The organism is Jiangella gansuensis DSM 44835 (assembly GCF_000515395.1).
In the GTDB taxonomy this organism is placed as follows: Bacteria; Actinomycetota; Actinomycetes; order Jiangellales; family Jiangellaceae; genus Jiangella; species Jiangella gansuensis.
Map to the genome: position 1 here is coordinate 1145545 of NZ_KI911782.1, position 23286 is coordinate 1168830.

23 protein-coding genes and 1 tRNA gene are annotated in these 23286 nt (G+C 70.6%); 12 read left to right on the forward strand and 12 right to left on the reverse strand.

The annotated features are described in order from the left end of the window. Positions 1–2: 2 nt before the first annotated feature. From JIAGA_RS0105720 to JIAGA_RS0105765, 10 genes are all read left to right on the forward strand, one after another. Positions 3–1010, forward strand: coding sequence for an ABC transporter permease (locus tag JIAGA_RS0105720; protein ID WP_051425768.1), 1008 nt, complete (start codon positions 3–5; stop codon positions 1008–1010). Next, positions 1007–1852, forward strand: coding sequence for an ABC transporter permease (locus JIAGA_RS27790; protein ID WP_035812132.1), 846 nt, complete (start codon positions 1007–1009; stop codon positions 1850–1852). Before JIAGA_RS0105720 ends, JIAGA_RS27790 begins: the two co-directional genes overlap by 4 nt. Continuing rightward, positions 1852–3570 (forward strand): dipeptide ABC transporter ATP-binding protein, encoded by a 1719-nt coding sequence (locus JIAGA_RS0105730; RefSeq protein WP_035812134.1) that lies wholly within the window; start codon positions 1852–1854, stop codon positions 3568–3570. The genes JIAGA_RS27790 and JIAGA_RS0105730 overlap by 1 nt, the downstream gene beginning before the upstream one ends. Then, complete coding sequence (locus tag JIAGA_RS0105735; RefSeq protein WP_026874927.1) at positions 3567–5561, forward strand: CocE/NonD family hydrolase; 1995 nt, start codon at positions 3567–3569, stop codon at positions 5559–5561. The genes JIAGA_RS0105730 and JIAGA_RS0105735 overlap by 4 nt, the downstream gene beginning before the upstream one ends. Beyond that, complete coding sequence (locus JIAGA_RS27795; RefSeq protein WP_035812135.1) at positions 5558–6181, forward strand: TetR/AcrR family transcriptional regulator; 624 nt, start codon at positions 5558–5560, stop codon at positions 6179–6181. Before JIAGA_RS0105735 ends, JIAGA_RS27795 begins: the two co-directional genes overlap by 4 nt. A 98-nt stretch (positions 6182–6279) precedes the next feature. Further along, positions 6280–7659 (forward strand): NAD(P)/FAD-dependent oxidoreductase, encoded by a 1380-nt coding sequence (locus tag JIAGA_RS27800; RefSeq protein WP_035812139.1) that lies wholly within the window; start codon positions 6280–6282, stop codon positions 7657–7659. Between the two features lie 85 nt (positions 7660–7744). Beyond that, positions 7745–9037, forward strand: a complete 1293-nt coding sequence (locus JIAGA_RS0105750) for an SAM-dependent methyltransferase (protein ID WP_026874928.1) — start codon at positions 7745–7747, stop codon at positions 9035–9037. After that, positions 9034–9555 carry a glycine cleavage system transcriptional repressor gene (locus JIAGA_RS0105755; RefSeq protein WP_026874929.1) on the forward strand — a complete coding sequence of 174 codons (522 nt, stop codon included), beginning with the start codon at positions 9034–9036 and terminating at the stop codon, positions 9553–9555. The genes JIAGA_RS0105750 and JIAGA_RS0105755 overlap by 4 nt, the downstream gene beginning before the upstream one ends. After that, on the forward strand, positions 9552–10097 hold the full coding sequence (locus JIAGA_RS0105760; protein ID WP_035812142.1) for a peptide deformylase: 546 nt from the start codon (positions 9552–9554) through the stop codon (positions 10095–10097). The genes JIAGA_RS0105755 and JIAGA_RS0105760 overlap by 4 nt, the downstream gene beginning before the upstream one ends. A gap of 120 nt (positions 10098–10217) precedes the next feature. After that, positions 10218–10291 (forward strand) — tRNA-Leu (locus JIAGA_RS0105765). A gap of 187 nt (positions 10292–10478) precedes the next feature. Here JIAGA_RS0105765 and JIAGA_RS0105770 read toward each other — a convergent pair. Continuing rightward, the gene (locus JIAGA_RS0105770) at positions 10479–10823 is read right to left on the reverse strand and encodes a type II toxin-antitoxin system PemK/MazF family toxin (RefSeq protein WP_026874931.1); all 345 of its coding nucleotides are present in this window, start codon (positions 10821–10823) and stop codon (positions 10479–10481) included. After that, positions 10817–11065, reverse strand: coding sequence for a ribbon-helix-helix protein, CopG family (locus JIAGA_RS0105775; protein WP_026874932.1), 249 nt, complete (start codon positions 11063–11065; stop codon positions 10817–10819). Before JIAGA_RS0105775 ends, JIAGA_RS0105770 begins: the two co-directional genes overlap by 7 nt. Positions 11066–11259: 194 nt before the next feature. Here JIAGA_RS0105775 and JIAGA_RS0105780 point away from each other — a divergent pair, with 194 nt between their 5' ends. Continuing rightward, complete coding sequence (locus JIAGA_RS0105780; protein ID WP_157552754.1) at positions 11260–11469, forward strand: hypothetical protein; 210 nt, start codon at positions 11260–11262, stop codon at positions 11467–11469. Positions 11470–11619: 150 nt separating this feature from the next. Next, a complete protein-coding gene (locus JIAGA_RS0105785) occupies positions 11620–12105 on the forward strand; it encodes a nitroreductase/quinone reductase family protein (protein ID WP_026874934.1) in 486 nt (161 codons plus the stop codon). Here JIAGA_RS0105785 and JIAGA_RS32810 read toward each other — a convergent pair. The 10 genes from JIAGA_RS32810 to JIAGA_RS0105835 form a co-directional block, all read right to left on the reverse strand. After that, on the reverse strand, positions 12095–12814 hold the full coding sequence (locus JIAGA_RS32810; RefSeq protein ID WP_026874935.1) for a GntR family transcriptional regulator: 720 nt from the start codon (positions 12812–12814) through the stop codon (positions 12095–12097). The genes JIAGA_RS0105785 and JIAGA_RS32810 overlap by 11 nt on opposite strands. A gap of 25 nt (positions 12815–12839) precedes the next feature. Next, entirely contained in the window at positions 12840–14060 is a 1221-nt protein-coding gene (locus tag JIAGA_RS0105795; RefSeq protein WP_026874936.1) for a dipeptidase, read from the reverse strand. Between the two features lie 20 nt (positions 14061–14080). Then, positions 14081–15097, reverse strand: a complete 1017-nt coding sequence (locus tag JIAGA_RS0105800) for an ABC transporter ATP-binding protein (protein ID WP_026874937.1) — start codon at positions 15095–15097, stop codon at positions 14081–14083. Beyond that, on the reverse strand, positions 15084–16133 hold the full coding sequence (locus JIAGA_RS0105805; protein ID WP_051425769.1) for an ABC transporter ATP-binding protein: 1050 nt from the start codon (positions 16131–16133) through the stop codon (positions 15084–15086). Before JIAGA_RS0105805 ends, JIAGA_RS0105800 begins: the two co-directional genes overlap by 14 nt. Beyond that, positions 16126–16992, reverse strand: a complete 867-nt coding sequence (locus tag JIAGA_RS0105810) for an alpha/beta fold hydrolase (protein ID WP_026874939.1) — start codon at positions 16990–16992, stop codon at positions 16126–16128. Before JIAGA_RS0105810 ends, JIAGA_RS0105805 begins: the two co-directional genes overlap by 8 nt. Then, positions 16989–18164 carry a M24 family metallopeptidase gene (locus tag JIAGA_RS0105815; RefSeq protein WP_051425770.1) on the reverse strand — a complete coding sequence of 392 codons (1176 nt, stop codon included), beginning with the start codon at positions 18162–18164 and terminating at the stop codon, positions 16989–16991. Before JIAGA_RS0105815 ends, JIAGA_RS0105810 begins: the two co-directional genes overlap by 4 nt. A gap of 7 nt (positions 18165–18171) precedes the next feature. Continuing rightward, positions 18172–19056 (reverse strand): ABC transporter permease, encoded by an 885-nt coding sequence (locus JIAGA_RS27810; protein WP_035812144.1) that lies wholly within the window; start codon positions 19054–19056, stop codon positions 18172–18174. After that, positions 19053–20006: an ABC transporter permease gene (locus tag JIAGA_RS0105825; protein WP_026874941.1), complete on the reverse strand. Its 954-nt coding sequence runs from the start codon at positions 20004–20006 to the stop codon at positions 19053–19055. The genes JIAGA_RS27810 and JIAGA_RS0105825 overlap by 4 nt, the downstream gene beginning before the upstream one ends. Positions 20007–20076: 70 nt before the next feature. Beyond that, the gene (locus tag JIAGA_RS0105830; RefSeq protein WP_026874942.1) at positions 20077–21720 is read right to left on the reverse strand and encodes an ABC transporter substrate-binding protein; all 1644 of its coding nucleotides are present in this window, start codon (positions 21718–21720) and stop codon (positions 20077–20079) included. Next, positions 21717–22919, reverse strand: coding sequence for a dipeptidase (locus JIAGA_RS0105835; RefSeq protein ID WP_026874943.1), 1203 nt, complete (start codon positions 22917–22919; stop codon positions 21717–21719). Before JIAGA_RS0105835 ends, JIAGA_RS0105830 begins: the two co-directional genes overlap by 4 nt. Positions 22920–23286 lie beyond the last annotated feature (367 nt).

Below are 23286 nucleotides of genomic sequence, written 5' to 3' on the forward strand. Positions count from 1 at the left end.
ACGTGCTGCGCATGATCGCGGTCCGGCTGGCGACCTCCGTCGTCACACTCCTGCTCGCCTCGTTCTTCGTCTTCTTCGCCGTGCAGGCGCTGCCCGGCGACGTCGCCGAACAGCTGCTCGGGCAGAACGCCACTCCCGAGGCGGTCGCAGCGCTGCGCGACACCCTCGACCTGGACACCAACGTCTGGGCGCGGTACCTGAACTGGATCGCCGCCGCTTTCACCGGCGACTTCGGGACCTCCCTGGTGTCGGGTGAGGCGGTGTCGTCGATCGTCTGGACGGCGTTCTCGCACTCCCTGCTCATCGCGGTCCCGGCGATCGTCGTGGGCATCACCCTGTCGCTGCTGATCGGGATCCTGACCGGCGCGCGCCGCGGTACGGCGACCGACTCGGGGTTGTCGGTGCTCGCGCTCGTCGCGATGAGCATCCCGGAGTTCGTCGTCGCGACGGTGCTCGTGCTGACACTGGCCATCGCGATCCCCGTCTTCCCGGCCGTCGTCCTGCGGGGACCCGATGCCACCGTGGGAGACCTGCTGCCCGCCGTCGTACTGCCCGCGGCCACGCTGGTGATCGCCATGGCCGCCTACGTCATCCGCGCGATGCGCTCGTCCACAGTCGACGGCCTGACGACGGAGTACGCGACCACCGCGGCACTCAAGGGCGTGCCCCGCCGCCGGGTGCTGTGGCGCCACGTCGCGCCCACCGCCGTGCTCCCGGTGCTGCCGGTGATCTCGATCAACGTGGCATGGCTGTTCGGCGGCGTCGTGGTGGTCGAGTCGGTCTTCAACTACCCGGGACTCGGTACGCTCATGATCGAATCCGTGTCGAACCGCGACCTGCCGGTGCTGCAGGCGATCGCCGTGCTCAGCGCGCTCGTGTACGTCACGGTCAACCTGGTGGCCGACCTCCTCGCGCTGGTGGCCGATCCACGGCAACGCACCCTGCACCAGCGGCACCGGCGCCGGACACCGGCCCAGGCGCCCGCCCCAGCGCAGGAGGTGCCCCGATGAGCACCCGTACCCGTCTCGGCTCCGGGCTCTCCGCCGGCACCCGCCTCGGCATCGCGCTGGTCGGGTTCACGGTGCTGCTGGCGGTCCTGGCGCCCTGGATCGCGCCGCACGACCCGGTGGCCACCGACGCCGACAACGCCCTCGCCGGCGCCAGTTGGAGCCACTGGCTGGGCACCGACCAGTACGGCCGCGACATCCTGTCGCGCACCCTCGAGGGCGGCCGGTTCGCGCTGCTGGTGTCCGCGCTCGCGACCACGGCCGCGGTGGTCGTCGGGACGCTCGTCGGCACCGTCGCCGCGTACTACGGCCGCTGGGTCGACGGCGGCATCACCCGGGTGCTCGACGCCGTCCTGGCCGTGCCGTCGGTGCTCGCGCTGCTGCTCATCGTCTCGGTGTTCGGCAACGCCGTCCCGGTGCTGGTGCTGGCCATCGGCATCGTCTACGTCCCGGCGGTCGCTCGGGTGGTGCGCGGCGCCGCCCGTCCGGTGCTGGCGTCCGGGTACGTGACGGCGGCCCGGGCACGGGGGGAACGTTCATTGGCGGTCATTCGCCGCGAGGTGCTCCCGAACATCCTCGACACCGTGCTCGTCGAGTTCGCGATGCGCGCCTCCTGGGTGGTGCTGCTGATCTCGACGCTGTCCTTCCTCGGGTTCGGTGTGAACCCGCCGACCCCCGACTGGGGCCTCATGATCCAGGAGAACCGCACCGCGCTGACGGTCGCACCGGCCGGGACGCTCGCGCCGATCGTCGCGCTCGCGCTGCTCGTCGTGGGCCTCAACCTCGCCGCCGACGGCCTCGGCAAGCACGTCGGTGTGGACCGCGCCCGACGAGGAGTCCTCTGATGACGCAGCCGAGCCAGGTGGCGCAGGTCGACGGCCTCACGGTCTCCTACCGCGCCGGAGACCGCCGGGTCGTGGTGGTCGAGGACGTCTCCTTCACGCTGCACCGCGGCCGCACACTCGGGGTCGTTGGCGAGTCCGGCAGCGGGAAGTCGACCGTCGCCCGCACCCTGCTCGGCCACCTGCGCGAGGGGGCGGCCGTCGACGCCGGCACGGTGACGGTGTTCGACGACGACGTGTTCGCGCTGCCCGCGCAGCAACTGCGCCGGTTGCGTGGTGGCACGGTGGCCCTCGTCGCGCAGAACGCCGGCCAGGCGCTGACGCCGTCGATGCGGGTCGGTGCCCAGATCCGCGAGGCGCTCGCGGTGCACGGTCTGCCCCACGGCGACGACCGCGTCGCCGAGCTGCTGACGCTGGTGCGGCTGCCGTCGCCGCAGGCGCTCGCCAGGCGTTACCCGCACGAGCTCTCCGGTGGGCAGCAGCAGCGGGTCGCGATCGCGATGGCCGTCGCGACGGATCCGAAGATCCTCGTGCTGGACGAGCCGACGACGGCACTCGACGTCATCACCCAGGCGGCCGTGCTCGCTCTCGTCGACGACCTGCGTGCGCAGCTGGGCATGGCGGTGCTCATCGTGAGCCACGACCTCGGCGTGGTCTCCGCCGTCGCCGACGACGTCCTCGTCATGCGCGACGGCCGGGAGGTGGAGCACGGCCCGACGCGGCGGGTTCTGGAGTCGCCTCGCGACGAGCACACCCAGGCCCTGATCGACGCTGCGCCGCGCATCCACGGCGTCGAGCTGCCGGCCGGCCGGCACGACGACGACATCGTCCTGCGCTGCGCCGGCCTGGACATCCGGTACCCGCGCTCGCCGCGGCTGGCGGTCAGCGGGTTCGAGGTGCAGGTGCGCCGCGGCGAGACTGTCGCGATCGTCGGGGAGTCCGGCAGCGGCAAGTCGACCGTGGCCACCGCACTCGCCGGCCTGACCGGGGTGGAACGGGGTACCGCGGAGCTGTTCGACGCGGACGGAGGCCGGCACGACCTCGTGGCACCGGTGCACAGGCGCGCCGTCGACGTGCGCCGCTCGGTCCAGCTGGTGTTCCAGAACGCCGACCTCGCCCTCAACCCGCGCCGCACGGTGGGTGACGCGATCGCCCGGCCGCTCCAGGTCTTCGGGCGCGGCTCCGGCCGGAAGGCCGCCCGGGAGACCGTTGACCGGCTGCTCGGGGAGGTGGGGCTCGGCCCGGAGTACGCGCGGCGACTGCCGTCCCAGCTCTCCGGTGGGGAGCGCCAGCGGGTCGGCATCGCGCGGGCCTTGGCCGCCGAGCCGACGCTGCTCATCGCCGACGAGATCACTACTGCGCTCGACGTCTCGGTCCAGGCCGCGGTGCTCGAGCTGCTCGACGGGCTGCGCCGGTCGCGGTCGCTGTCGTGCCTGTTCATCGGGCACGACCTGGCGGTGGTGCGCAGCGTCGCCGACCGGATCGTGGTCATGAAGGACGGCCGCGTCGTCGAGACCGCCCCGACGGCGCAACTGTTCGGCGACCCACGGCATCCGTACACCCGGAGCCTGCTGGACGCCGTCGTCGAACCCGGGCATGCGCAGCTGCCCGGCAGCGACGCCGACGCGCGGACCATCGTCATCGACCCACACGCGCAGCTGCTCGACCTGGGCGGAGGTCACCGGGTCCGCGCCGACGAAGGGGTGCTCGCCAGCACATGAGAAGGGTCGACATCGACGCCGCGATCGAGGTGCGTGACCTCTGGATCCCGATGCCCGACGGTGTGCGGCTGCGGGCTCGGGTGTGGTTGCCCGCGGACGCCGAGCGGCACCCGGTTCCCGCGTTGCTCGAGTACCTGCCCTACCGGCTCGACGACTGGACCTCCGTCCGCGACAGCGAGCGGCACCCGTACTACGCCGCGCACGGCTACGCCTCGGTGCGGGTCGACGTCCGCGGCACTGGCAGCTCCGGTGGGCTGTTCGACGACGAGTACTCCCCGGCGGAGCTCGACGACGGCGTCGCGGTGGTCGAGTGGCTGGCCGCGCAGCCATGGTGCTCGGGCGGCGTCGGGATGTTCGGTATCTCGTGGGGCGGCTTCAACGCGCTGCAGGTGGCCGAGCGGGCTCCGGAGGCGCTGCGGGCCGTCGTCACCGTCTGCTCCGCCGACGACCGCTACGACAACGACGTCCACTACATCGGCGGCGCCGTGCTCGGGGTGGACATGGCGGCGTGGGCCGGCACCATGCTCGCCTTCGCCGCCCGGCCGCCGCGCCCGGAGGTCGTCGGTGAGGGCTGGGTGCAGCAGTGGCGCGAACGCCTCGAACACCAGCGGCCGCTCGCGCCGGTGTGGCTCGGCCACCAGGAGCGCGACGCGTACTGGTGCCGGGGGAGCGTCTGCGAGAACTACGCCGGCATCCGCGCCGCGGTCCTCGCCGTCGGCGGATGGTCCGACCCGTATCGCGACACCGTGCTCCGGCTGCTGCGCAACCTCGACGCCCCGGTGAAGGGCATCATCGGGCCGTGGTCGCACCAGTATCCGGACCGCGGCCTGGCGCCAGGCCCGAGCATCGGGTTCCTGCAGGAGACGCTGCGCTGGTGGGACCGGTGGCTCAAAGGCATCGACACCGGCGTGGAGGCGGAGCCGGACCTGCGCGCCTGGGTCAACGACCCCGAACCGCCCGCCACGTACGTCGAGACCCGATCCGGCCGATGGGTGGGGGTGCCCTGGCGCGGCGAGCCCGTGCACCGTGAGTTCTCCCTGGGCGCCGGACGGGTGCCGGTGCGCTCGCCGTGGGCGACCGGTCAGGACGCGGGCAGGTTCTTCCCCTTCGGCAACGCCGCGGACCTGCCGCCGGATCAGCGTGCGGAGGACGGCCGGTCGGTCTGCGTCGACTTCCCGGTGCACGACACACCCGTCGAGCTGCTCGGCAACCCGGTGGCGCGGCTGCGGCTGCGCTCCACCCACGACCGGGGTCACGTCATCGTGCGGCTGTGCGACGTCGCGCCGGACGGCTCGTCGACGCTGGTCACCCGGGGCGTGCTCAACCTGGTCAAACGCGCGGGCATGGACCGGGGGACGCCGCTCGAACCCGGTGTGGACGTCGACGTCGAGGTGCCGCTGGTCTCGGCCGGCTACCGGTTCGACCCCGGCCACCGTATCCGAGTGGCGCTGAGCAACCACTACTGGCCGTGGGTGTGGCCGCACGGCGTCGACGACACCCTGGACGTCGACCTCGGCGCCAGCACACTCGCCGTACCGCTGGTGGACACCGACGCCGCCGCTCCGGTCGCTTTCGAACCGGCCGAGCACGCGCGACCGATCGAGATCGCCGTGCCCGACGGCGCGGACGACCCGCGGCCGGAGCGCCTGGTACGCCATGACGTGGCCCGCGGCGAGACGGTGCTCGAGGTGGACCCGGCTTACGGCGGCACCCGGCACTACCCGGACGGGTTGAGCTTCCTCGAGTCCGCCGAGGAGATGTACGCGGTGCGTGAAGGCGATCCGTCGTCGCCGCGGGCGGAGTCGCGCTGGCGGATCCGCCTGTCCAACCACGGCTGGGTGGCCGACATCGAGACCCGCTCGGTCGTCACCGCCGACGCCGACGCCTTCTACGTCCAGAACCATGTGCGTGCCGAGGCCGAGCACGACGGCGTCCGGGAGACCGTCGCCGAGCGGACGTTCCGCGACGTCGTCCCGCGGACCTCGGCATGACCAGGCGCCGGTTCCCGCCGGCGGCCCGTCGCCAGCAGATCGTCGACGCAGCCCGCTCGGTCATCGTGCAGCGTGGCCTCGCCGTCGCCTCGCTGCGCGACATCGCCGCCGCCGCGGGCGTGTCGATCGGCACCGTCACGTACCACTTCTCCGGCGTCGACGAGATCCTCAGCGCCGTCGTCGTCGCCGAGTCCGAACGGTTCTACGCCGACATCGTCGCCGCAGCCGATGCCGAACCGGATCCCTGGCGGGCGTTGTACCACCTCATCGATCCGCTGTTCGCCGACTCCGCCGAGGTCGAGGCCCACTGGCGGATCTGGGCGGACTACTGGGCCGTCGTGGCCCGGCGCCCGGAGATGGCCGACGCGTACGCCACTCGCATCCGGCACTGGGAAGCGTGCTGTGCGCGCATCATCGCGCGAGGCGTCCGGACCGCGGTGTTCGCATCGGTCGATCCGGAGAGCGTGGCGCTCAAGCTGGCGGCCTACTCCGACGGCCTCGGCACCCAGCGCGCGCAGGGCGCCGCGGGGCTCACCGCCGAGATGGCGCACCGCTGGATGGTCGAGTTCGCGCAGCTGCTGCTCCGGCCGGGGACGGGACGGGGGTCGCCGCGGGTTTGACCGCCGCGCCACCGTCGGATCGGGTCCGGACGCCGGTGTGTGCGAGCACACCAGCCAAACTACTTGTGAACGCATTCACAAGGTCCTAGTGTGGAGACATGAACGGGATAGCTGGACGGGTCGGCCCGCCGCACATCCTCATCGTCGGCGGCGGCTACGTCGGTATGTACACGGCGCTCGGACTGCAGCGCCGGCTACGCAAGGGACAGGCCCGGATCACCGTGATCGATCCGCGGTCCTACATGACCTATCAGCCGTTCCTCCCGGAGGCTGCGGCGGGTTCGCTGGAGCCCCGGCACGTCGTCGTGCCGCTGCGTAAAGTGCTCAAGCGCTCCCACGTCATCACCGGCGAGGTCACCTCCATCAACCACGCCGAGCGGACGGTGGACGTCACCCCGGAGGGTGGTGAGCCGTACAAGCTCGGTTACGACATCATCGTCGTCGCCCTGGGCGCGGTGTCGCGGACGCTGCCGATCCCCGGCCTGGCTGATGTCGGAATCGGCTTCAAGCAGGTCGAAGAGGCCATCGCGCTGCGCAACCACGTCCTGGACAAGCTGGACATCGCCGCGTCCACCACCGACGAAGCGGTGCGGCGCCGGGCCCTCACGTTCGTCTTCGTCGGCGGCGGGTTCGCCGGTGTCGAAGCACTGGGCGAGCTGGAGAACATGGCGCAGTACGCGCTGCGTTACTACCCGCAGCTCAGCCCGCGCGACATGCGCTGGGTGCTGGTCGAGGCGGCCGGTCGCATCCTGCCCGAGGTCGGGCCGGAGATGGGCGTCTACACGGTGCAGGAGCTGAGCAAGCGCGGCATCGAGATCCGGCTGGAGACCAGGCTGGAGTCGTGCGTCGACGGCCACGTGGTGCTCTCGAAGGGCAAGCCGTTCGAGTCCGACACCATCGTGTGGACCGCCGGCGTGAAGGCGAACCCGGTGCTCGCCCAGAGCGATCTGCCGCTGGACGAGCGGGGCCGGGTGCGGTGCGTGCCCGAGATGCGCATCGACGGCGTCGAGGACGCGTGGGCGGCCGGCGACAACGCCGCCATCCCGGACCTCACCGCCGACCAGCCGGGCGTCATGACCGCGCCGAACGCCCAGCACGCGGTGCGCCAGGCCAAGCTGCTGTCGAAGAACATCGTCGACACCCTCGAAGGCAAGGTCCCCGAGCCCTACAAGCACAAGTACATCGGCTCCGTGGCCAGCCTCGGCCTCTACAAGGGCGTGGCGCACACGTACGGCGTCAAGGTGCGAGGCTTCCTGGCGTGGTTCATGCACCGCACCTACCACATGAGCAAGATGCCGACGTTCAACCGCAAGGCCCGCGTGCTCGTGGACTGGACGATGGCGTTGCTGTTCAAGCGGGAGGTCGTCACCCTCGGGCGGATGCGGATGCCGCGCGAGGACTTCCGCCGGGCCGCGGAGCCGGGCGTGCCCGGCAAGCCGGCCACTCCATCGCAGGAGTCGCAGCGCCGCTCCGCCTGACGTTCCGCCTCAAGCCGCAACTCCCTGGCGGCTGTCGGTACTGGTCGATAGCGTGGCTGGTGATGGCGAGGACGGGGAGGTCGCCATGTCCACAGGCGGTGCGGCCGTGCGCATCAGCGGCTTGATCGAGCGGCTCCTGGGTCAGCCGTTGCCACTGGCCATCCGGACGTGGGACGGCAGCCGTGCCGGCCCGGACGGTGGCCCGACGGTGGTGGTCAACTCCCGCCGGGCGTTGCGCCGCCTGTTGTGGCAGCCGGACGAGATCGGACTCGGCCGGGCCTGGGTGGCGGGCGAGCTCGACGTCGAGGGCGACCTCGACACCGCCCTCACCCGGCTCGACCACATGCTGCGTGAGCTCACCGTCCGGCCGCGGCTCACCGCCGCCGAGCGTGCCGAGGTCGTGGGGCTGGCGGTGGTGCTCGGTGCGGTCGGCCCGCCGCTGAAGCCGCCGCCGGAGGAGATCGTGCTGGCCGGCGACCGCCACTCACGCGGTCGCGACCGTGCCGCCATCAGCCACCACTACGACGTCGGCAACGACTTCTACGCGGTGGTGCTGGGTCCGTCCATGGTCTACTCGTGTGCCTACTGGGCCGACGGCGCGGCCACGCTCGAGGACGCCCAGCGGGCCAAGAACGAACTCATCTGCCAGAAGCTCGGGCTCCGGCCGGGCCAGCGGCTGCTGGACGTCGGCTGCGGCTGGGGCTCGCTGGTCCTGCACGCCGCCCGTGAGCACGGTGTGCGGGCGGTGGGCATCACGCTGTCCGCCCCGCAGGCCGAGTACGCCAAGCAGCGGGTCGCCGACGCCGGGCTCACCGACGTCGTCGAGGTCCGCCTGCAGGACTGGCGCGACGTCACCGACGGGCCGTACGACGCCATCGCCAGCGTCGGCATGGCCGAGCACCTGGGCGCGGGGGCGTGGCCGACGTACGCCGAGCGGCTGTATGAGCTGCTGCGGCCCGGCGGCCGGTTGCTCAACCACCAGATCGTCCGGTCCGGCCGGCCGCGATCCGGCGGGATGGCCCGGCCCCGTCGCACCTTCATCGATGCCTACGTGTTCCCCGACGGCGAGCTCATCCCTGCTGGTGAGGTGGTCACCCGGCTGGAGGTCGCCGGCTTCGAGGTCCGCGACGTGCATGCCTTGCGCGAGCACTACGCCCGCACGCTGCGTGCCTGGGTGGCCGGGCTGGAGGCGGGCTGGCATCGCGCGGTCGAGGTGGCCGGCGAGGGCCGGGCCCGGGTGTGGCGGCTGTACATGGCGGCGTCGGCGGTGTCGTTCGACGCCGGGCGTATCGGAGTCGACCAGATGCTGGCGGTCCGGCCCTATCCGGACGGGCGGAGCGACATGCCGATGACGCGTCCGGTTGGATGGAGCCTGTGAGCCTCATCGCCGTCACCGTCATCGGGCACGACCGACCCGGCATCATCGCCGACGCCACCGCCGGCCTGGCCGGTCTGGGCCTGAATCTCGAAGACTCGACCATGACCCTGCTGCGCGGACATTTCGCCATGATGTTGATCTGCCGCGGCGACAGCGCGCCGGCCGCCGTCGAGGACGCGCTGGCTCCGCTGGCCGCCGACGGACGGCTGATGGTGTCCGCGCGTGCCGTGCCCGACGAGGGCGATCCGAACGGCCGCGACTCGCGCCCGTACGTCCTCACCGTGCACGGGGGCGACCGGCCCGGCATCGTCTCGGCGGTCACCCGCGTCGTCGCCGCGGCCGGCGGCAACATCACCGATCTCACCACCCGGCTCACCGGCGACCTCTACGTCGTCGTCGCCGAGGTCGACCTGCCCGCCGGAGCCGACGAGTCCGCCGTCGCCGGGGCGCTGCGCGCGGTCGGCGGCGAGCTCGGCGTCGGGGTGACGTTGCGACCGCAGGAGACCGACGTCCTGTGAGCATCGCCGACTGGACCGAGGCGGACCTCGGGGTGGCTGGCCGCGTGCTGCCCGTCGTCCGCGCACCTGCCCCCGTGCTGTCGGCGCCGTCGCCGCCGGTGGACCCGGCCGATCCGGCCGTCGTCCAGCTGGCCGCCGACCTGGTGGAAACCATGCGCGTCTCGCCCGGCTGTGTCGGCCTGGCCGCCGTACAGGTCGGCGTCGCCGCCAACATCTTCTGCGTCGACGTCAGCACCCATCCCAAGACCCGCACGTCGCACGGCACGTTCGCGCTGTGCAACGCCGAGGTCGTCGACGCCAGCCGGAAGGAGAAGGGCCGGGAGGGCTGCATGTCCGTCCCCGATCTCACCGGCGACGTCAAGCGGGCCACCCGGCTGACCGTGCGTGGCACCGTGCCCGGCAGCGGCGACGAGGTCGTCATCGAGACCGACGCCTTCGAAGCCCGGGCGCTGCAGCACGAGATCGACCACTGCGCGGGGTTCCTTTTCCTCGACCGGGTGGCCGGAGCGCACGCCGTCTACCCACGGCAGACGTATCTGTAGGCACGGATTCGATGTCGAAGGGATCGACGGGCACCGAGCACAATGTCGCGGTTCGCCGAGCCGTGCTACCGTTCCCGGCGCCCGTTCGTCCCCGTCACCGGTGCCGGATACTGGGGATGAGCCCCCGTAGCCCAATCGGCAGAGGCATCGGCCTTAAAATCCGAACAGTGTCGGTTCGAACCCGACCGGGGGCACGCGCAGGATGCACCCAAGCCCTGACCTGGTGCAGCTGTGTGATCGGCAGGAAGGACCACGCTCAGGGCCGCCTCGTCGTTCCGGTGGTGGATCGTGATCGTGAGCTCTGACATCATCGGAACCCCGTTGGGCGTGCTGGCTTGCTGGTTGGTGGCGGCAAGGGGGTTCCGATCGGACTGGGTCGGATCACAGGTCGATGACACGTCGTAGTCCGGCGTCGACCGCGTTGAGTAGATTCTCCGGGAGATTGGTCCCAGTCGGTTCGATGACCGCCCGGTCGACCGTCATCGGCTGGGAGACGTTCACGACCGAGTCCTTCGGCAGGCCAGAGGCGAGTGCTGGCACGAAGACGTTACCGGGATGCCTCGCCAAGGCGGTGTTCGAGGTCACCGGAAGCACGATGACAGTCGAGATGCGGGACTTGTTGTAATGGTCGGACTGGACCACGATCGCGGGGCGTCGTTTGGCCGGCGCGCTGCCCCGTGGTTCGCCGAAGTCGACCCAGCACACCTCACCGCGTCGCATCACCACTCGTCGGACGCCTCGACCAGGTGGGTGTTCGCGGCTCTGCGCCACTCGGTGCTCTCGTCGCCGGGCTGGCCGACGTCATCGATGGCGTGGTCGATCTGCGCGGTCAGCTCCGCGCCGTCGAGCTCGTCGGCGTAGTGCTCGGCGGCGCGCCGGTAGAACTCCGACCGCGTCATCCCGTGCTTCTGGGCGATGCGGTCGAAGCGCATGGCCGCGTGGTCCGGGAGGCTGATCGCTGTCTTCATGCCACCACGGTATAACTTTTCCTACCCCGGATGCCACAGGCGTGGTCCGGCGGTGATCGTCGTAGACCCCTGTCCGGAATCGTTCGGGTTCGTTCTCTCGGGCGGTCTGCCCACGGACGATCGTGGAGTCCGGTGACACCGGCCGTCGAAGCGCCGAGACCGACGGGACGGCCACGAAGGAGAGGAACAGTCAAGTGAAGAGGATGCTCAAGCGTGGCATCGCGTCCGTGGTCCTTGCCGGCGGCTTGGCTCTGGGCGTCGCGGGCGCGGCGGCCGCGTACCCGGGGACGGACGACGGGATCTTCCCGCCGCCCGAGCCGCCGATCATCGTGGACCCGGGCCGCCCCGGGCCCGACGTCGGCATCTATCCGCCGCCGGAGCCTCCCATCAGGATGCCGTTGTAACCGGACACGAGCATCTCGCCGAGAGCCGACGACACCGGGCAGACAGCGCATCAGCCTGGTGCCGTCCTGGCGCGGGTCCAGGCTTGACCTGCCGGAGGCGGCACGCATAGGTTGCCCTGTCGGCGGGCATCCCGAGCGAAGGCGGCAGCGATGGGCACGACCGGTCAGCGGCCTCCGCGTGTCCCACCGCGGTGGTTCGTCCGCTCCTTCTGGGCGGGACATCGGTCGCTGTACCGCGCCACGGGTGGCCGCATCGGGCTGTCCCGCCCGAAGCCCGGGAAGTACGGTCTGCTGCGGCTGCGCACGATCGGACGGCGCAGCGGGATGGAACGTGCGGTGATCCTCGCCTACTTCGAGGACGGCGCGGACCTCGTCCTGCTGGCGATGAACGGCTGGGGCGACCCGCCGCCGGCGTGGTGGCTGAACCTGCTGGCCAACCCCGATACCACCGTCGACCTGGTCGACGGTGCACGTGCCGTACACGCGCGCGAAGCCCAGGGCGCGGAGCGAGAACGGCTCTGGGCGGCGTGGCGCGGCTACTCGAAGAATCCCGACGACCTAGACGCGCTGGCCGGGTTGCGCTCCCGCGAGACCCCGGTCGTCGTCCTCGAGCCGGCGGCGACGGTTACCGGGTGATCCGCATCCGTACCAGGTCCGTGCGCTGGTAGGACGTGCCGTGCGCGACCGGTTCGCCGCGGCGGGCGAACGTCGTCTGGGTGGCGCGCAGCACCGGTGCCTCGTCGGCCAGGTCGAGGGCACGGGCGTCGTCCCCATGGATGCAGACGGCTTCCAGTTCGGTCGAGGCATGCATGGCCGCGCCGGGGGAGTGCTGGTTCAGCAGCTCGTACAGGGACGTGTCGATCTGGAGCATCGGACTGGGGTCGATCGGCCGCCCGAAGAGGTGCGCGGGGATGATCTCGCTCATCAACGCGGACGGTGAGCCGTCGACGGCGAACAACCGCCGCACATGCCAGGCCTTGGCGCTGCCCTCGACCTGCAGCGCCGCGGCGGACGCCGCCGGCGGCGTCACGAGGTCGCACGACGCCTCGAGCAGGGTCACGGTCCGGCCGCCGGCTCCCACCCGCTCGCGGTACGACTCGATGGACGACATGTTGAGCGACGCCACTTTCTGCGGCGCGCTGACGAACGTCCCCGCCCCCCACCGGCGGGTGACGATGTCCTCCGCCGCGAGGACGACCAGCGCCTCCCGCACCGTCGTCCTCGACACGTCGAGCGTCTCCGCGAGGTCCTTCTCCGGCGGTAACCGGTCGCCGGGCTTGAACTGGGCCGCGATCAGGTGACGCAGCCGCAACAGGGCGCTCTGTGCCGCGGAGTCCCGCCTCATGCTCGGCTACCGTCCTTGTCCGAGATCATCGGTCGTCATCGGTGGACCGCCACACCGCCTCCAGGACCCGCAGCGTATTGCCACCGAGTACCTTCGCGATGTCTGCATCAGAGTAACCGTGACGCACCAGCCAGCCGGTGATGTTATGGAAGCTCTCGCCCGGGTTCTCGACGCCGTCGACGTAGTCGACCATCGGGTGCTCCGGGCGTCCCTCGTCCTTGTGGGCGTAGTTGCCCGCGTACACACGGTGCACCGCCACGTGGTCGCCGAACATCGTGTCGGGCCCGAACGTCACGTGGTCGACGCCGACCAGGTCGACGCAGTACTGGAAGTGGTCCATGAACGACTCCAGCGAGTGCTCCGGGTGCTGCTCGGACAGCGTGGTGTGGGGTGCCGCCTCGATGCCGATGACCCCGCCTCGCTCGGCACAGGCGATGATCGTCTCGTCCGTCTTGAGCCGCGGGATGGGCCAGACGGCCCTGGCGCCGGCGTGAGTGATCATCACGGGGACGGACGACTCCTCGATGACCTCCAGTCCGGTGCGGTCGCCACAGTGCGAGATGTCGATGGCCATGCCGAGTTTGTTCATGCGCTCCACGGCCCGACGGCCGAAATGCGTCAGGCCGGCGTCGGAGCGTTCGGACAACCCGGAGCCCAGCAGGTTGGCCTGCGAGTACGCGATGCCCATCTGGCGGACCCCGAAGCCGTAGAGCATGTCGATCCGGTCGAGCTCGTTCTCGATCATGGTCGCGCACTCGAGCCCCGCGATGAGCGCCAGCTTGCCCGCGGCCTTGGCGTCCCGGATCTCCTGCACCGTGGTGGCGTGGACGACGTAGTCCTGCTTGGCCAGGTCCGCCAGCCGGAAACCGAGCGCGTAGATCATGTCGTCCCACTTCCAGCCGTGCTGGCTGGTGACGCACGATGCTCCGGCCATGAAGTTGTCGACCACCGCGGTCAACCCCGAGTGGGCCAGGCCCTCGTAGCCGGTGCGCTGCCGGCCGGTGCGGTTGTAGCGCCGGATGTCCTCGGCGTTCTCCGGCAGGACGACGGCGTGCTCGTGCAGCGAGATCACGATGTTCTCGTCCAGCAGCCGGGCGACCCGGGCCCGCTCGTCCGGGGTGAGGCCGCCGTCGTATCCGGGGACCCGCCCGAGCTCGGCCGAGAGCTCGAACTCCTGGTAGTCGACGCCGGCCTTCAGGTACGAGTACGCGCGGTAGCCGTCGTACGCGGGCGCGGGGGACGTCATGGTCACTGTGCTCCTCGGGGTCATGCGGTGGCGGGGTCGGCTTGCACGGGCATGGGGTGGTGGCAGGCGAAGGCCTGCCGGTGCCGGTCGTCGCCGACGAGTTGCGGCTCGACGGCCGCGCACTCGTCGGTGGCCTTCCAGCAGCGTGTGCGGAACCGGCAGCCGGACGGCGGATCAACCGGGCTCGGCGGATCGCCGTCGAGCAGGCGCCGCGTCCGCCGCCCGCGCACCTGCGGGTCGGGAACGGGCACCGCCGACAGCAACGCCGACGTGTACGGGTGGCGGGGGTTGTCGTAGACGTCGCGGCGCGACCCCAGTTCCGCCAGCTTGCCGAGGTACATCACGCCGACCCGGTCGGAGATGTGCCGGACGACCGACAGGTCGTGCGCGATGAAGACGTAGGCCAGCCCCAGTTCACGCTGCAGGCGCTGGAAGAGGTTGACGACCTGCGCCTGGATCGACACGTCGAGCGCGGAGACCGGCTCGTCGCAGACGATGACGTCGGGGGAGAGCGCGAGCGCCCGGGCGATCCCGATGCGTTGACGCTGCCCGCCGGAGAACTGGAACGGGTACCGGTCGAGGTGGTCCGGGTCGAGGCCCACGAGCTCGACCAGCTCGCCGATCCGCGCGTTCTGCTGCTTGCGCGGCACCAGGTCGCGATGGATCTCGAACGGCTGCCGGAGCAGTTCCCGGACCGTCCGGCGCGGGTTGAGCGACGTGTACGGGTCCTGGAGCACGATCTGCACGCGGCGGCGCAACTCTTTCACCTGGCGGCCGCGCGCGGCGTGCACGTCGGCGCCGCGGAACCGGACGACGCCGGACGTCGGCGTCTCCAAACCGACGATCATGCGGGCGAGGGTGGACTTGCCGCAGCCGGACTCGCCCACGATCCCGAGGGTCTCGCCGGCCTGCAACTCGAAGCTCACGCCGTCGACGGCCCGGACCACGGGCGCCGGCCGGCCGGGGAGGACCGCGCGGCGGCTGGCGAAGTGCCGGGTCAGGTTCTCGACCGAGAGCACCGGTTCAGACACGGCCATGGAGGACCTCCTCTCGACGGTGGCAGGCGCTGGCGCGGTCCGTGGGACCCAGCGGTGCGTCGGCCCGCGACGGGGAGACCAGGTCCGGACGGGTCGTGGAGCACACGTCGACGGCGACGTCGCAGCGCGTCGCGAACGCGCACCCCGCCACCCGGCTCAGGACGGTGGGCGGCGAGCCGGGAATGGCCCACAGGCTGTCGTCGTCGCGGTCGAGGCGCGGGATCGAGTGCAGCAGGCCGCGGGTGTAGGGGTGCGCGGGCCGGGCGAAGACGTCGTCGACCCGGCCGCGTTCCACGACCCGGCCGGCGTACATGACGGCGAGCGTGTCGGCGGTCTCGGCGACCACGCCGAGGTCGTGGGTGATGAGGATCATCCCCATGCCGGTTTCGTCCTGCAGGTCCAGGAGCAGGTCCATGATCTGCGCCTGGACAGTGACGTCGAGGGCCGTGGTGGGCTCGTCCGCGATGAGCACGGTCGGTTCGAGGGCGAGCGCCATCGCGATCATCGCGCGCTGCCGCATGCCGCCGGAGAACTGGTGCGGGTACTCCTTCGCCCGCCGCTGCGGCGCCGGGATCCGGACCCGGGCCATCAGTTCGACGGCGCGGGCCGCGGCCGCGCGCCGGCGCATGCCGCGGCGGGTGCGCAGCAGCTCCGCGATCTGCTCGCCGACGGAGAAGACGGGGTTGAGCGCGGAGAGCGCGTCCTGGAACACGATCGCGACGCGTTCGCCGCTGATCAGCCGCCGCTCCTCGGCGGAGGCGTGGACGAGGTCCCTGCCCTCGAACAGCACCTGGCCGCCGGTGATCCGGCCGGGCGGGTCGATGAGGCCCATGACGGACCGGGCGGTCACCGACTTTCCCGACCCCGACTCGCCGAGCACGGCCAGCGTCCGGCCGGCATAGACGTCGAGGCTGACGTCCTGGACCACCGGGCGGACACCGTCGCGGGTGTCGAACTCCACGCACAGGTCGCGCACGCTCAGCACCGGAGCACCCTCGGCGGGAGGGCGCCGGGCGGTGACCGTCGTCTCAGCCATGGGGCCTGACCCCGACGTCGCGGAGGAACCCCCGCAAGGTCGCCTGGAACAGCTCCGGCTCTTCCAGTTGCGGCGAGTGGCCGGACTGCTCGAACACGACGAGCCGGCCGTCGGCGACCCGGTCGGCGATGAGCTGCGAGGCCGGGACCGGGGTGCGCCAGTCGTGGCGGCCGACGGTGACGAGGACCGGACAGGTGATCTCGGGCAGCCGGCCGGTGAGGTCGTACTTCGGCATGTTCACGCCGAACGCGTGGTTGTGGGTGGCGTAGTGGTACTGCGTGTTGGCGGCTTTGCGCTCGACCGCGGCCGGGTCGTAGTGGTGGTCGTAGAGCGGGAGGATCGCCCGCCAGTACCGCTCGAACTCGGCGTTGTCGGCGAAGTTCCCGGTGCCGATCCGCTCGATCGCCCACGGGTCGATGGGCACGACGTCGAACGTGCGGGCCCGCTCCACGGCGAGATGGTCGTGCGAGGTGTCCGCCGCCGTGTCGCGCAGCACCAGCGCCCGGACTCGTCCGGGGTGGGCGAGGGTGTACTCCATCGCGAGGAAGCCGCCGTACGAGCCGCCGGCCATCACGATGTCGCCGAGGTCGAGCCGGTCGCGGATCTCCTCGATGTCGGCGACCCACTGCTCGTGGCTGAATGGGCCGTCGTCCGACGACGAACCGGAGCCGCGGGCGTCGAAGGTGACGATGCGGTACGCGTCGGCGAACGGGCCGAACGACCGCAGCGGCTCGGACCGCGACCCCAGGCCAGGGGCACCGTGGTGGACCACGATGGCCGGCGCGTCCACGGGCCCGAGCTCCTCGATGACGATGCGTGCGCCGTTGATCGTCTCCGTGTATGTGCGAGAGGTCGTCATACCGGGATCACGTTCTCCTCGATGGTGCGCGGGTAGGTGGTGAGCCGTTCCGGGCCGTCGTCGGTGATGAGCACGGTGTCGGAGATCCGGTAGCCGCCGTGCCCGGGCACGTAGACGCCCGGCTCGCTCGACAGCACCATGCCGGCCGCCAGCGGGGTGGGGTCGCCGTCCTCGACCCACGGCGCCTCGTGCTGCTGGACGCCGATGCCGTGGCCCTGCCGGTGGCGCAGGTGCTCGCCCATGCCGGCGGCGCGGATCACGTCGAGGCATTCGGCGTTGACGTCGGCGCAGGTGCGGCCCACGCGCATCGCCTCGGTTCCGACGTGCTGGGCCGTCCAGGCGGTCTCGAAGTACCGGCGCTGGTCCGCGTTCGGCTCGCCGATGACGAAAGTCCGCTCGCTCTCGACGAAGCGGCTCAGGACGGCCGCGCCGAGCGACAGGATCAGCGTGTCGCCGACCTGGACGCGCCGGCTGCTCGGCAGTCCGTGCGGGTTTGCCGCGTTGGGCCCCGCGTAGACGAGACCGCCGGCGAGCTTCGTCGTGAACACCACATGGTCGTAGCGCCGGTAGACCAGGTCCGAACCGTGCCCGATGACGTGGCGGGCGATCTCGCCCTCACGGGGGAGCTCGCCGCCCGCGGCGAGGGCCTCCTCGATGTACGCACGCCCGGCCGCGAGCATGGAGTCGCAGATGTCGGCGGCCTGCCGGTGCAGCTCGATCTCCTCCGGTGCCTTGGTCAGCCGCAGCCCGGCGACGACGTCGGAGACCTCCCACGTGACGTCCGGCAGCGCCGCGTGCAGCGTGCCGAACGTGCCCACCGAGATCGACGACGTGTACGCGATGCGGCCGGATCCGAGGCCGCGGTAGCGCAGCAGACCGGCGAGGTGCTCCTCCGGGCTCGTGACGCCGGGGTACTCGAAGTACGTCTCGACCGGTGCGTGGATCCGCTGCTGTGCGGCGTACTCGCGGTCCAGCTCGGGCACCAGCACGAACCGGTCCCGGTCGGTGCCGATCCACAGGTAGACGGGGCGCTCGGTCACGGCGTAACAGAAGCCCACGAGGTACGCGACGTCGGCGGGATGCGTGACGAGGATCCCGTCGTAGCCGGCGGCGCCGAGCCGGTCGACCACGCGGTCGAGCGTGCCCAGGTAGAACGAGTCGGGCAGGTGCATCGGGGCGTCACACTCCTCGGGTGCGCGGGTCGCGCGAGTCGTTGTAGCGGATGCCGGCGATCGTCGCGGCCAGGACGAGCAGCAGGATCGCGAGCGACGGGAAGAGCGTCTGCCACCAGGCCGAGGCGATGGTGCCGGAGCGCTGCGCGTTGAGCAGGATGCGGCCCCACGACCACGACGACGGGTCGCCCATGCCGAGGAACGAGAGGCCGGCCTCGGCGATCACCGCGCGGGCGGCGGTGAGCAGCACGTTGACCACGACCAGCGGCATGACGGCGGGCAGGATCTCGCGGGAGATGATCCGGGTCGCACCGGCCCCGAGCACCCGCGCGCCGTCGATGTACGGCATCGCCGCCACGACGAGACCGTTCGCCCGGATCATCCGGGTCACCTCCGGCCAGGACAGCAGCCCGATCACGGTGATGAGCGTGGTCACGCTCGGACCGGCCAGCGCGGTCACCAGGATCATGAGCGGCAGCATCGGCAGCGACAGCATGACGTCGGTGAGCGTCGTCACGACCGGGTCGAGCCGCTTCACGTACGCGGCGGCCAGGCCGAGCAGGGTGCCGATGCAGATCGCGATGAGCGACGCGACGGCGCCCACCAGGAGACTGATCCGGGTGCCCCACACGACCTGGGCGAACACGTCCTGGCCTAGGTCGTCCGTGCCGAACCAGTGGGACGTGGACGGCGGCTGGAGGATGTCGGTCCCGAGTCCGCTGGGCGAGTCGACGAACAACGGCCCGAAGACCGCGACGACCACGAAGAGGCCCAGCACACCGACCGACAGCCACCCGGACGGCGCGGAGAAGAACCCCCCGGTTCGCCGGCGCCTGGTGGTCATCGCGGCCGTCGGCGTGTCGACGGTGAGATTCTGCGGCTCGGTGCTCATGTGCGGATCCTTGGGTTGAGAACCATCGAGAGCAGATCGGTGAGCAGATTGGCCAGCACGACGGTCACGGCCAGCACCACGAAAGCCCCCTGCAGCACGGGGAAGTCCAACTGTTGCACCGACTCGAAGATCAGCCGGCCCACGCCCGGGTAGGCGAAGACGGTCTCGGTCAGCACCGCGCCGCCGATGAGCGTCCCGAGCTGAAGACCCATCAGCATCAGCGCCGGCAGGACTGCGTTGCGCAGCGCATGCCGCCACACGACCCGCCGCGGGGTGAGCCCGCGCGAGCGGGCACTGGTGATGTAGTCCTCACCGAGCACCTCGGCCATGTTGGTACGCAGCGTGAGGGCATACGGGCCGAGCTGCACCAGCACCAGCGAGAACAGCGGCAATGCCAGGTGGTGCAGGAGGGAGGCGTACGCCGCGAGCCCCCGGGTGTCCGGGTCGATGGCCTGCCCGATCGGGAACCAGCCCAGGTTCGAGCCGAAGACGACCAGGAGCAGGATCGCGACGCTCGGAATGAACAGCGCGTTCGACGTGATCCCGAAGAACTGCACGCTCCGGTCCACCGCGCCGCCCCGCCCGACGGCGGCGTAGACGCCGAGCGGGATGCCGATCAGCAGCGTCAGGACGAACGCCGAACCGGCGAGCAGCAGCGTCCACGGCAGCCGCGACAGCAGCAGGTCGGTGACCGGGACGAGCTGGCGGAACGAGACCCCGAGGTTGCCCTGGACGAGCTGGCCCAGGTACAGGCCGTACTGCTGGAGAAGGGGCTTGTCGAGGCCGTACTGGCTCCGGAGCGCCTCCTGCATCTCCGGGGTCATGTCGCCCTCCACGACCAGGAGGGTGGGATCCGCCGGCAGGAGCCGCAGCAGGAAGAACGTCACCGTCACGGCGATCCAGATCGTCAGAATCGCGCGCAGCAGTCGACTTGCGGCGTACCTCAACACGGTGTGCTACCCACCCTCCCGGTGTGTCGTGGACATGACGTGAGCGCCCGGCGGGCCTCGTTCAGCGGTCTCAGTCGACTGTCGTGACCTGGGACAACGAGTAGCCGGTCACCATGCCGAGCAGGTCGGACGGCGACGGGTCGAAGCCGGTGAACCGGTCGCCGCGGTACGCGAAGCGGAAGTCCTCCACGTACAGCGGGGTGAGCAGCGCCTGGTCGTGCACGTACGCGTCGATGTTCTTGATCTTCTCGACGAAGGCGTCGTGGTCGTCCGTCGTCGCGGCGTCGTTCACCAGGGCGTCCAGCTCGGGGTCCTGCACGAGGTTGTAGTTGATGCCGCCCGGGTTGCTCGACAGGTAGGTGCTGCGCAGCTGGTCCATGGGGTTGTCGAAGACGCCCCACTGCGACAGATCGATGTCGTAGTCGCCGCTGCGGGTCCGGCTGAGGAACGTGTTCCGCTCGATGCAGGCCAGGTCGAGCTGGATGCCGGCCTCGGCCGCGTCGTCACGCACGACCTCCGCGACGCGGGTGAGGTTCGCGTTGGACTGGTCGCACACCACCTCGAACGTGAGGTCGTCGAACGTGCCGTCGCCGTCGGCGTCGGTGTAGCCGGCTTCCTCGAGCAGGGTCCTCGCGGCGGCCGGGTCGAACGGGTACGGCTCGAGCTCGGTGTTGTCGTACTCGGCGAAGATCGGCGAGATCGGACCGGTCATCTGCTGGCCGTCGCCCTGCAGGATCGTCGCGATGATCGACTCGGTGTCGACCACCATCGAGAGCGCCTGCCGGACCGCCTGGTCCGCGAGCACCGGGTGCTGCACGTTGTACGTGAGGTGCGCGAACCCGAGCGACTCCACCGACTCGATGGCGATGTTCTCGTCACTCTCGATCGAGGCCACCGCGGAGATCGGCACCGGAGTGCCCATCAGGTCGATGTCGCCGTTGCGCAGCGCCAGGATCATCGTGTTGATGTCCGGGTAGACGACGTACTCGACCGTCTCGACCGCGGCGCCGCCCTCGGGGGCATAGGGGTAGTTCTCGTTGGCCTTCAGGGTGTAGCGCTGACCGGGAGTCACCGAGTCCAGGATGTATGCGCCGGCACCGACCCAGTCGGAGTCGTTCGCGAACTGCGACAGGTCGCCGGCCTCGCTGAAGATGTGCTCGGGCACGATGCGCATCCAGAACCCGACGCCCTCGGCGAAGGGCGCGTACGGCTCGGTGAGGTGGAACGCGACCGTCTGCTCGTCACGGACCTCGATGCTCTCGACCCAGGTCAGCTTCGCCGCTACGTTGCCCAGCTGGTAGTCCATGATCGCCTGGGCCGTGAACGCGACGTCGTTGGCCGTCACCGGAGTGCCGTCGGTCCACTCGAAGTCGTCGCGCAGGTGGAAGACCACGGTGCTGCCGCCGTCCTCCGTCGTGTACTCCTCGGCGAGCTCCGGCACCTTCTGTGCGTCCCGGTCGATGCGCAGGAGCGCCGGGTAGGTCGCGTTCAGGATCCAGCTGTCCGTCTTGGACAGCGACTGCAGCGGGTTGTAGTTCTCGACGTCCGTCGTGGTGCCGATGCGCAGCGTCGCCGGGGCCGACTGCTCGCCCGAGCCGCTGCCGGCCTCACTCGTGTCGCCGCCTTCGTTGAGCGAGCATCCCGTGACCGCGACCATGGCCGCGACCACCAGCGCCGCGCTCGTCGCGCGGACGCGTGTGATCTTCCCGTTCACCAGACCTCCTTGAGTACGCGCAGGATGTTGAGACCGATCACCTTGCTGATGTCCTCGTCGGACCAGCCGTGCTTGACCAGCCAGCCGACGATGTTGGTGAAGTTCTCCGCCGGGTTCTCCACCCCGGCGACGTACGGGACCCGCGGATGGTCCACGTGCCCGTGCGCGCTGGCGATGGTGAGATGACCGGTGAAGGAGTCGTGCAGCCCGACGTGATCGCCGAAGTTGGTGTCCGGGCCGAACGCGACGTGGTCGATGCCGACCAGGTCGACGCAGTACTGGAAGTGGTCCATGACCGACTCCAGCGAGTGTTCGGGGTGTTCGGCCGAGAGCGTGGTGTGCGGTGCTGCCTCGATGCCGATGACCCCGCCGCGCTCGGCGCAGGCGACGATGACGTCGTCGGGCTTCATGCGGTTGGTGGGCCAGACCGCCCGGGCGCCGGCGTGGGTGATGAACACCGGGACGGCGGAGCGCTCGATGACGTCACGGCTGGTGCGGTCGGACGAGTGCGAGATGTCGATCGCGATGCCGAGGGCGTTCATCCGCTCGACGGCGCGGCCGCCGAACATGGTGAGCCCACCGTCCTGCGGCTCGGCGAGACCGGCGCCGAGCTGGTTGGCCATGGAGTACGCGATGCCCATCTGCCGCACACCGAGGCCGTAGAGGATGTCGAGCCGGTCGAGCTCGTTCTCGATCATCGTGGCGGCTTCGAGCCCCGCGACCAGCGCGATCCGGCCCTCCTCCTTGGCCTTCTCGAGGTCGGCGACGGTGCGCGCGAGCACGACGTGGTCCTGCTGCGCGACATCCGCGAAACGCAGGCCAAGGTCGAAGATGACGTCGTTCCACTTCCAGCCGTGTTCGGACGTCACACAGTTGGTGCCGTTCATGAAGTTGTCGAAGAACGCGGTCATCCCCGACCGCGCGATGCCCTCGAACCCGAACGCGTTGCGCCCGGTGCCGTTGTACTCCTTCAGCAGGGACGGGTCCGTGGTGAGGATCTTCGGGTGCTCGTGCAGGGAGATCACGTGCTCGCGGCCCAGGATGTCGGTCACTCGCCGTGTCTGCTCCTCGTCCAGCCCGAGGTCGTACGCGGGCACGCGGCCGATCTCGGGGGCGAGGTCGAAGACGCGGAAGTCGGTGTGCGGTTCGAGGTAGTCGAAACTGCGGTAGCCCCGGTAGCGCACGCCTGGTCTCTGCATCGGCTTCTCCCAAGTGGTCCAACCTCTTTCGAGGGCACACCATAACCAGAGGTTGGACCTCTTGAGTTGCTGATTCCTTGATCGAGAATTCGTCGACAGATCATTCGCGGCGCACTGGGGGAGTCTTTTGGGCCTGCTGAGCAGGACGGACACGCTCCGCGCCCGCCGTCCACGACCTGATCAACGGGAAGCGCGACGTCGCCGGATCGTTACGAGAAGGAAACGTGCGTTCACGAATAAGGGCACTTTTCGGTCCGCCACGATGGCCGACGGCACCGCAAGCGATCAGCCAGGCCGATCATCGGCATGACGGCTGAGAGCTCGGGCCGGTACCCGCGGGCGGCCGGCGCTAGGGTGTGTCACCTGA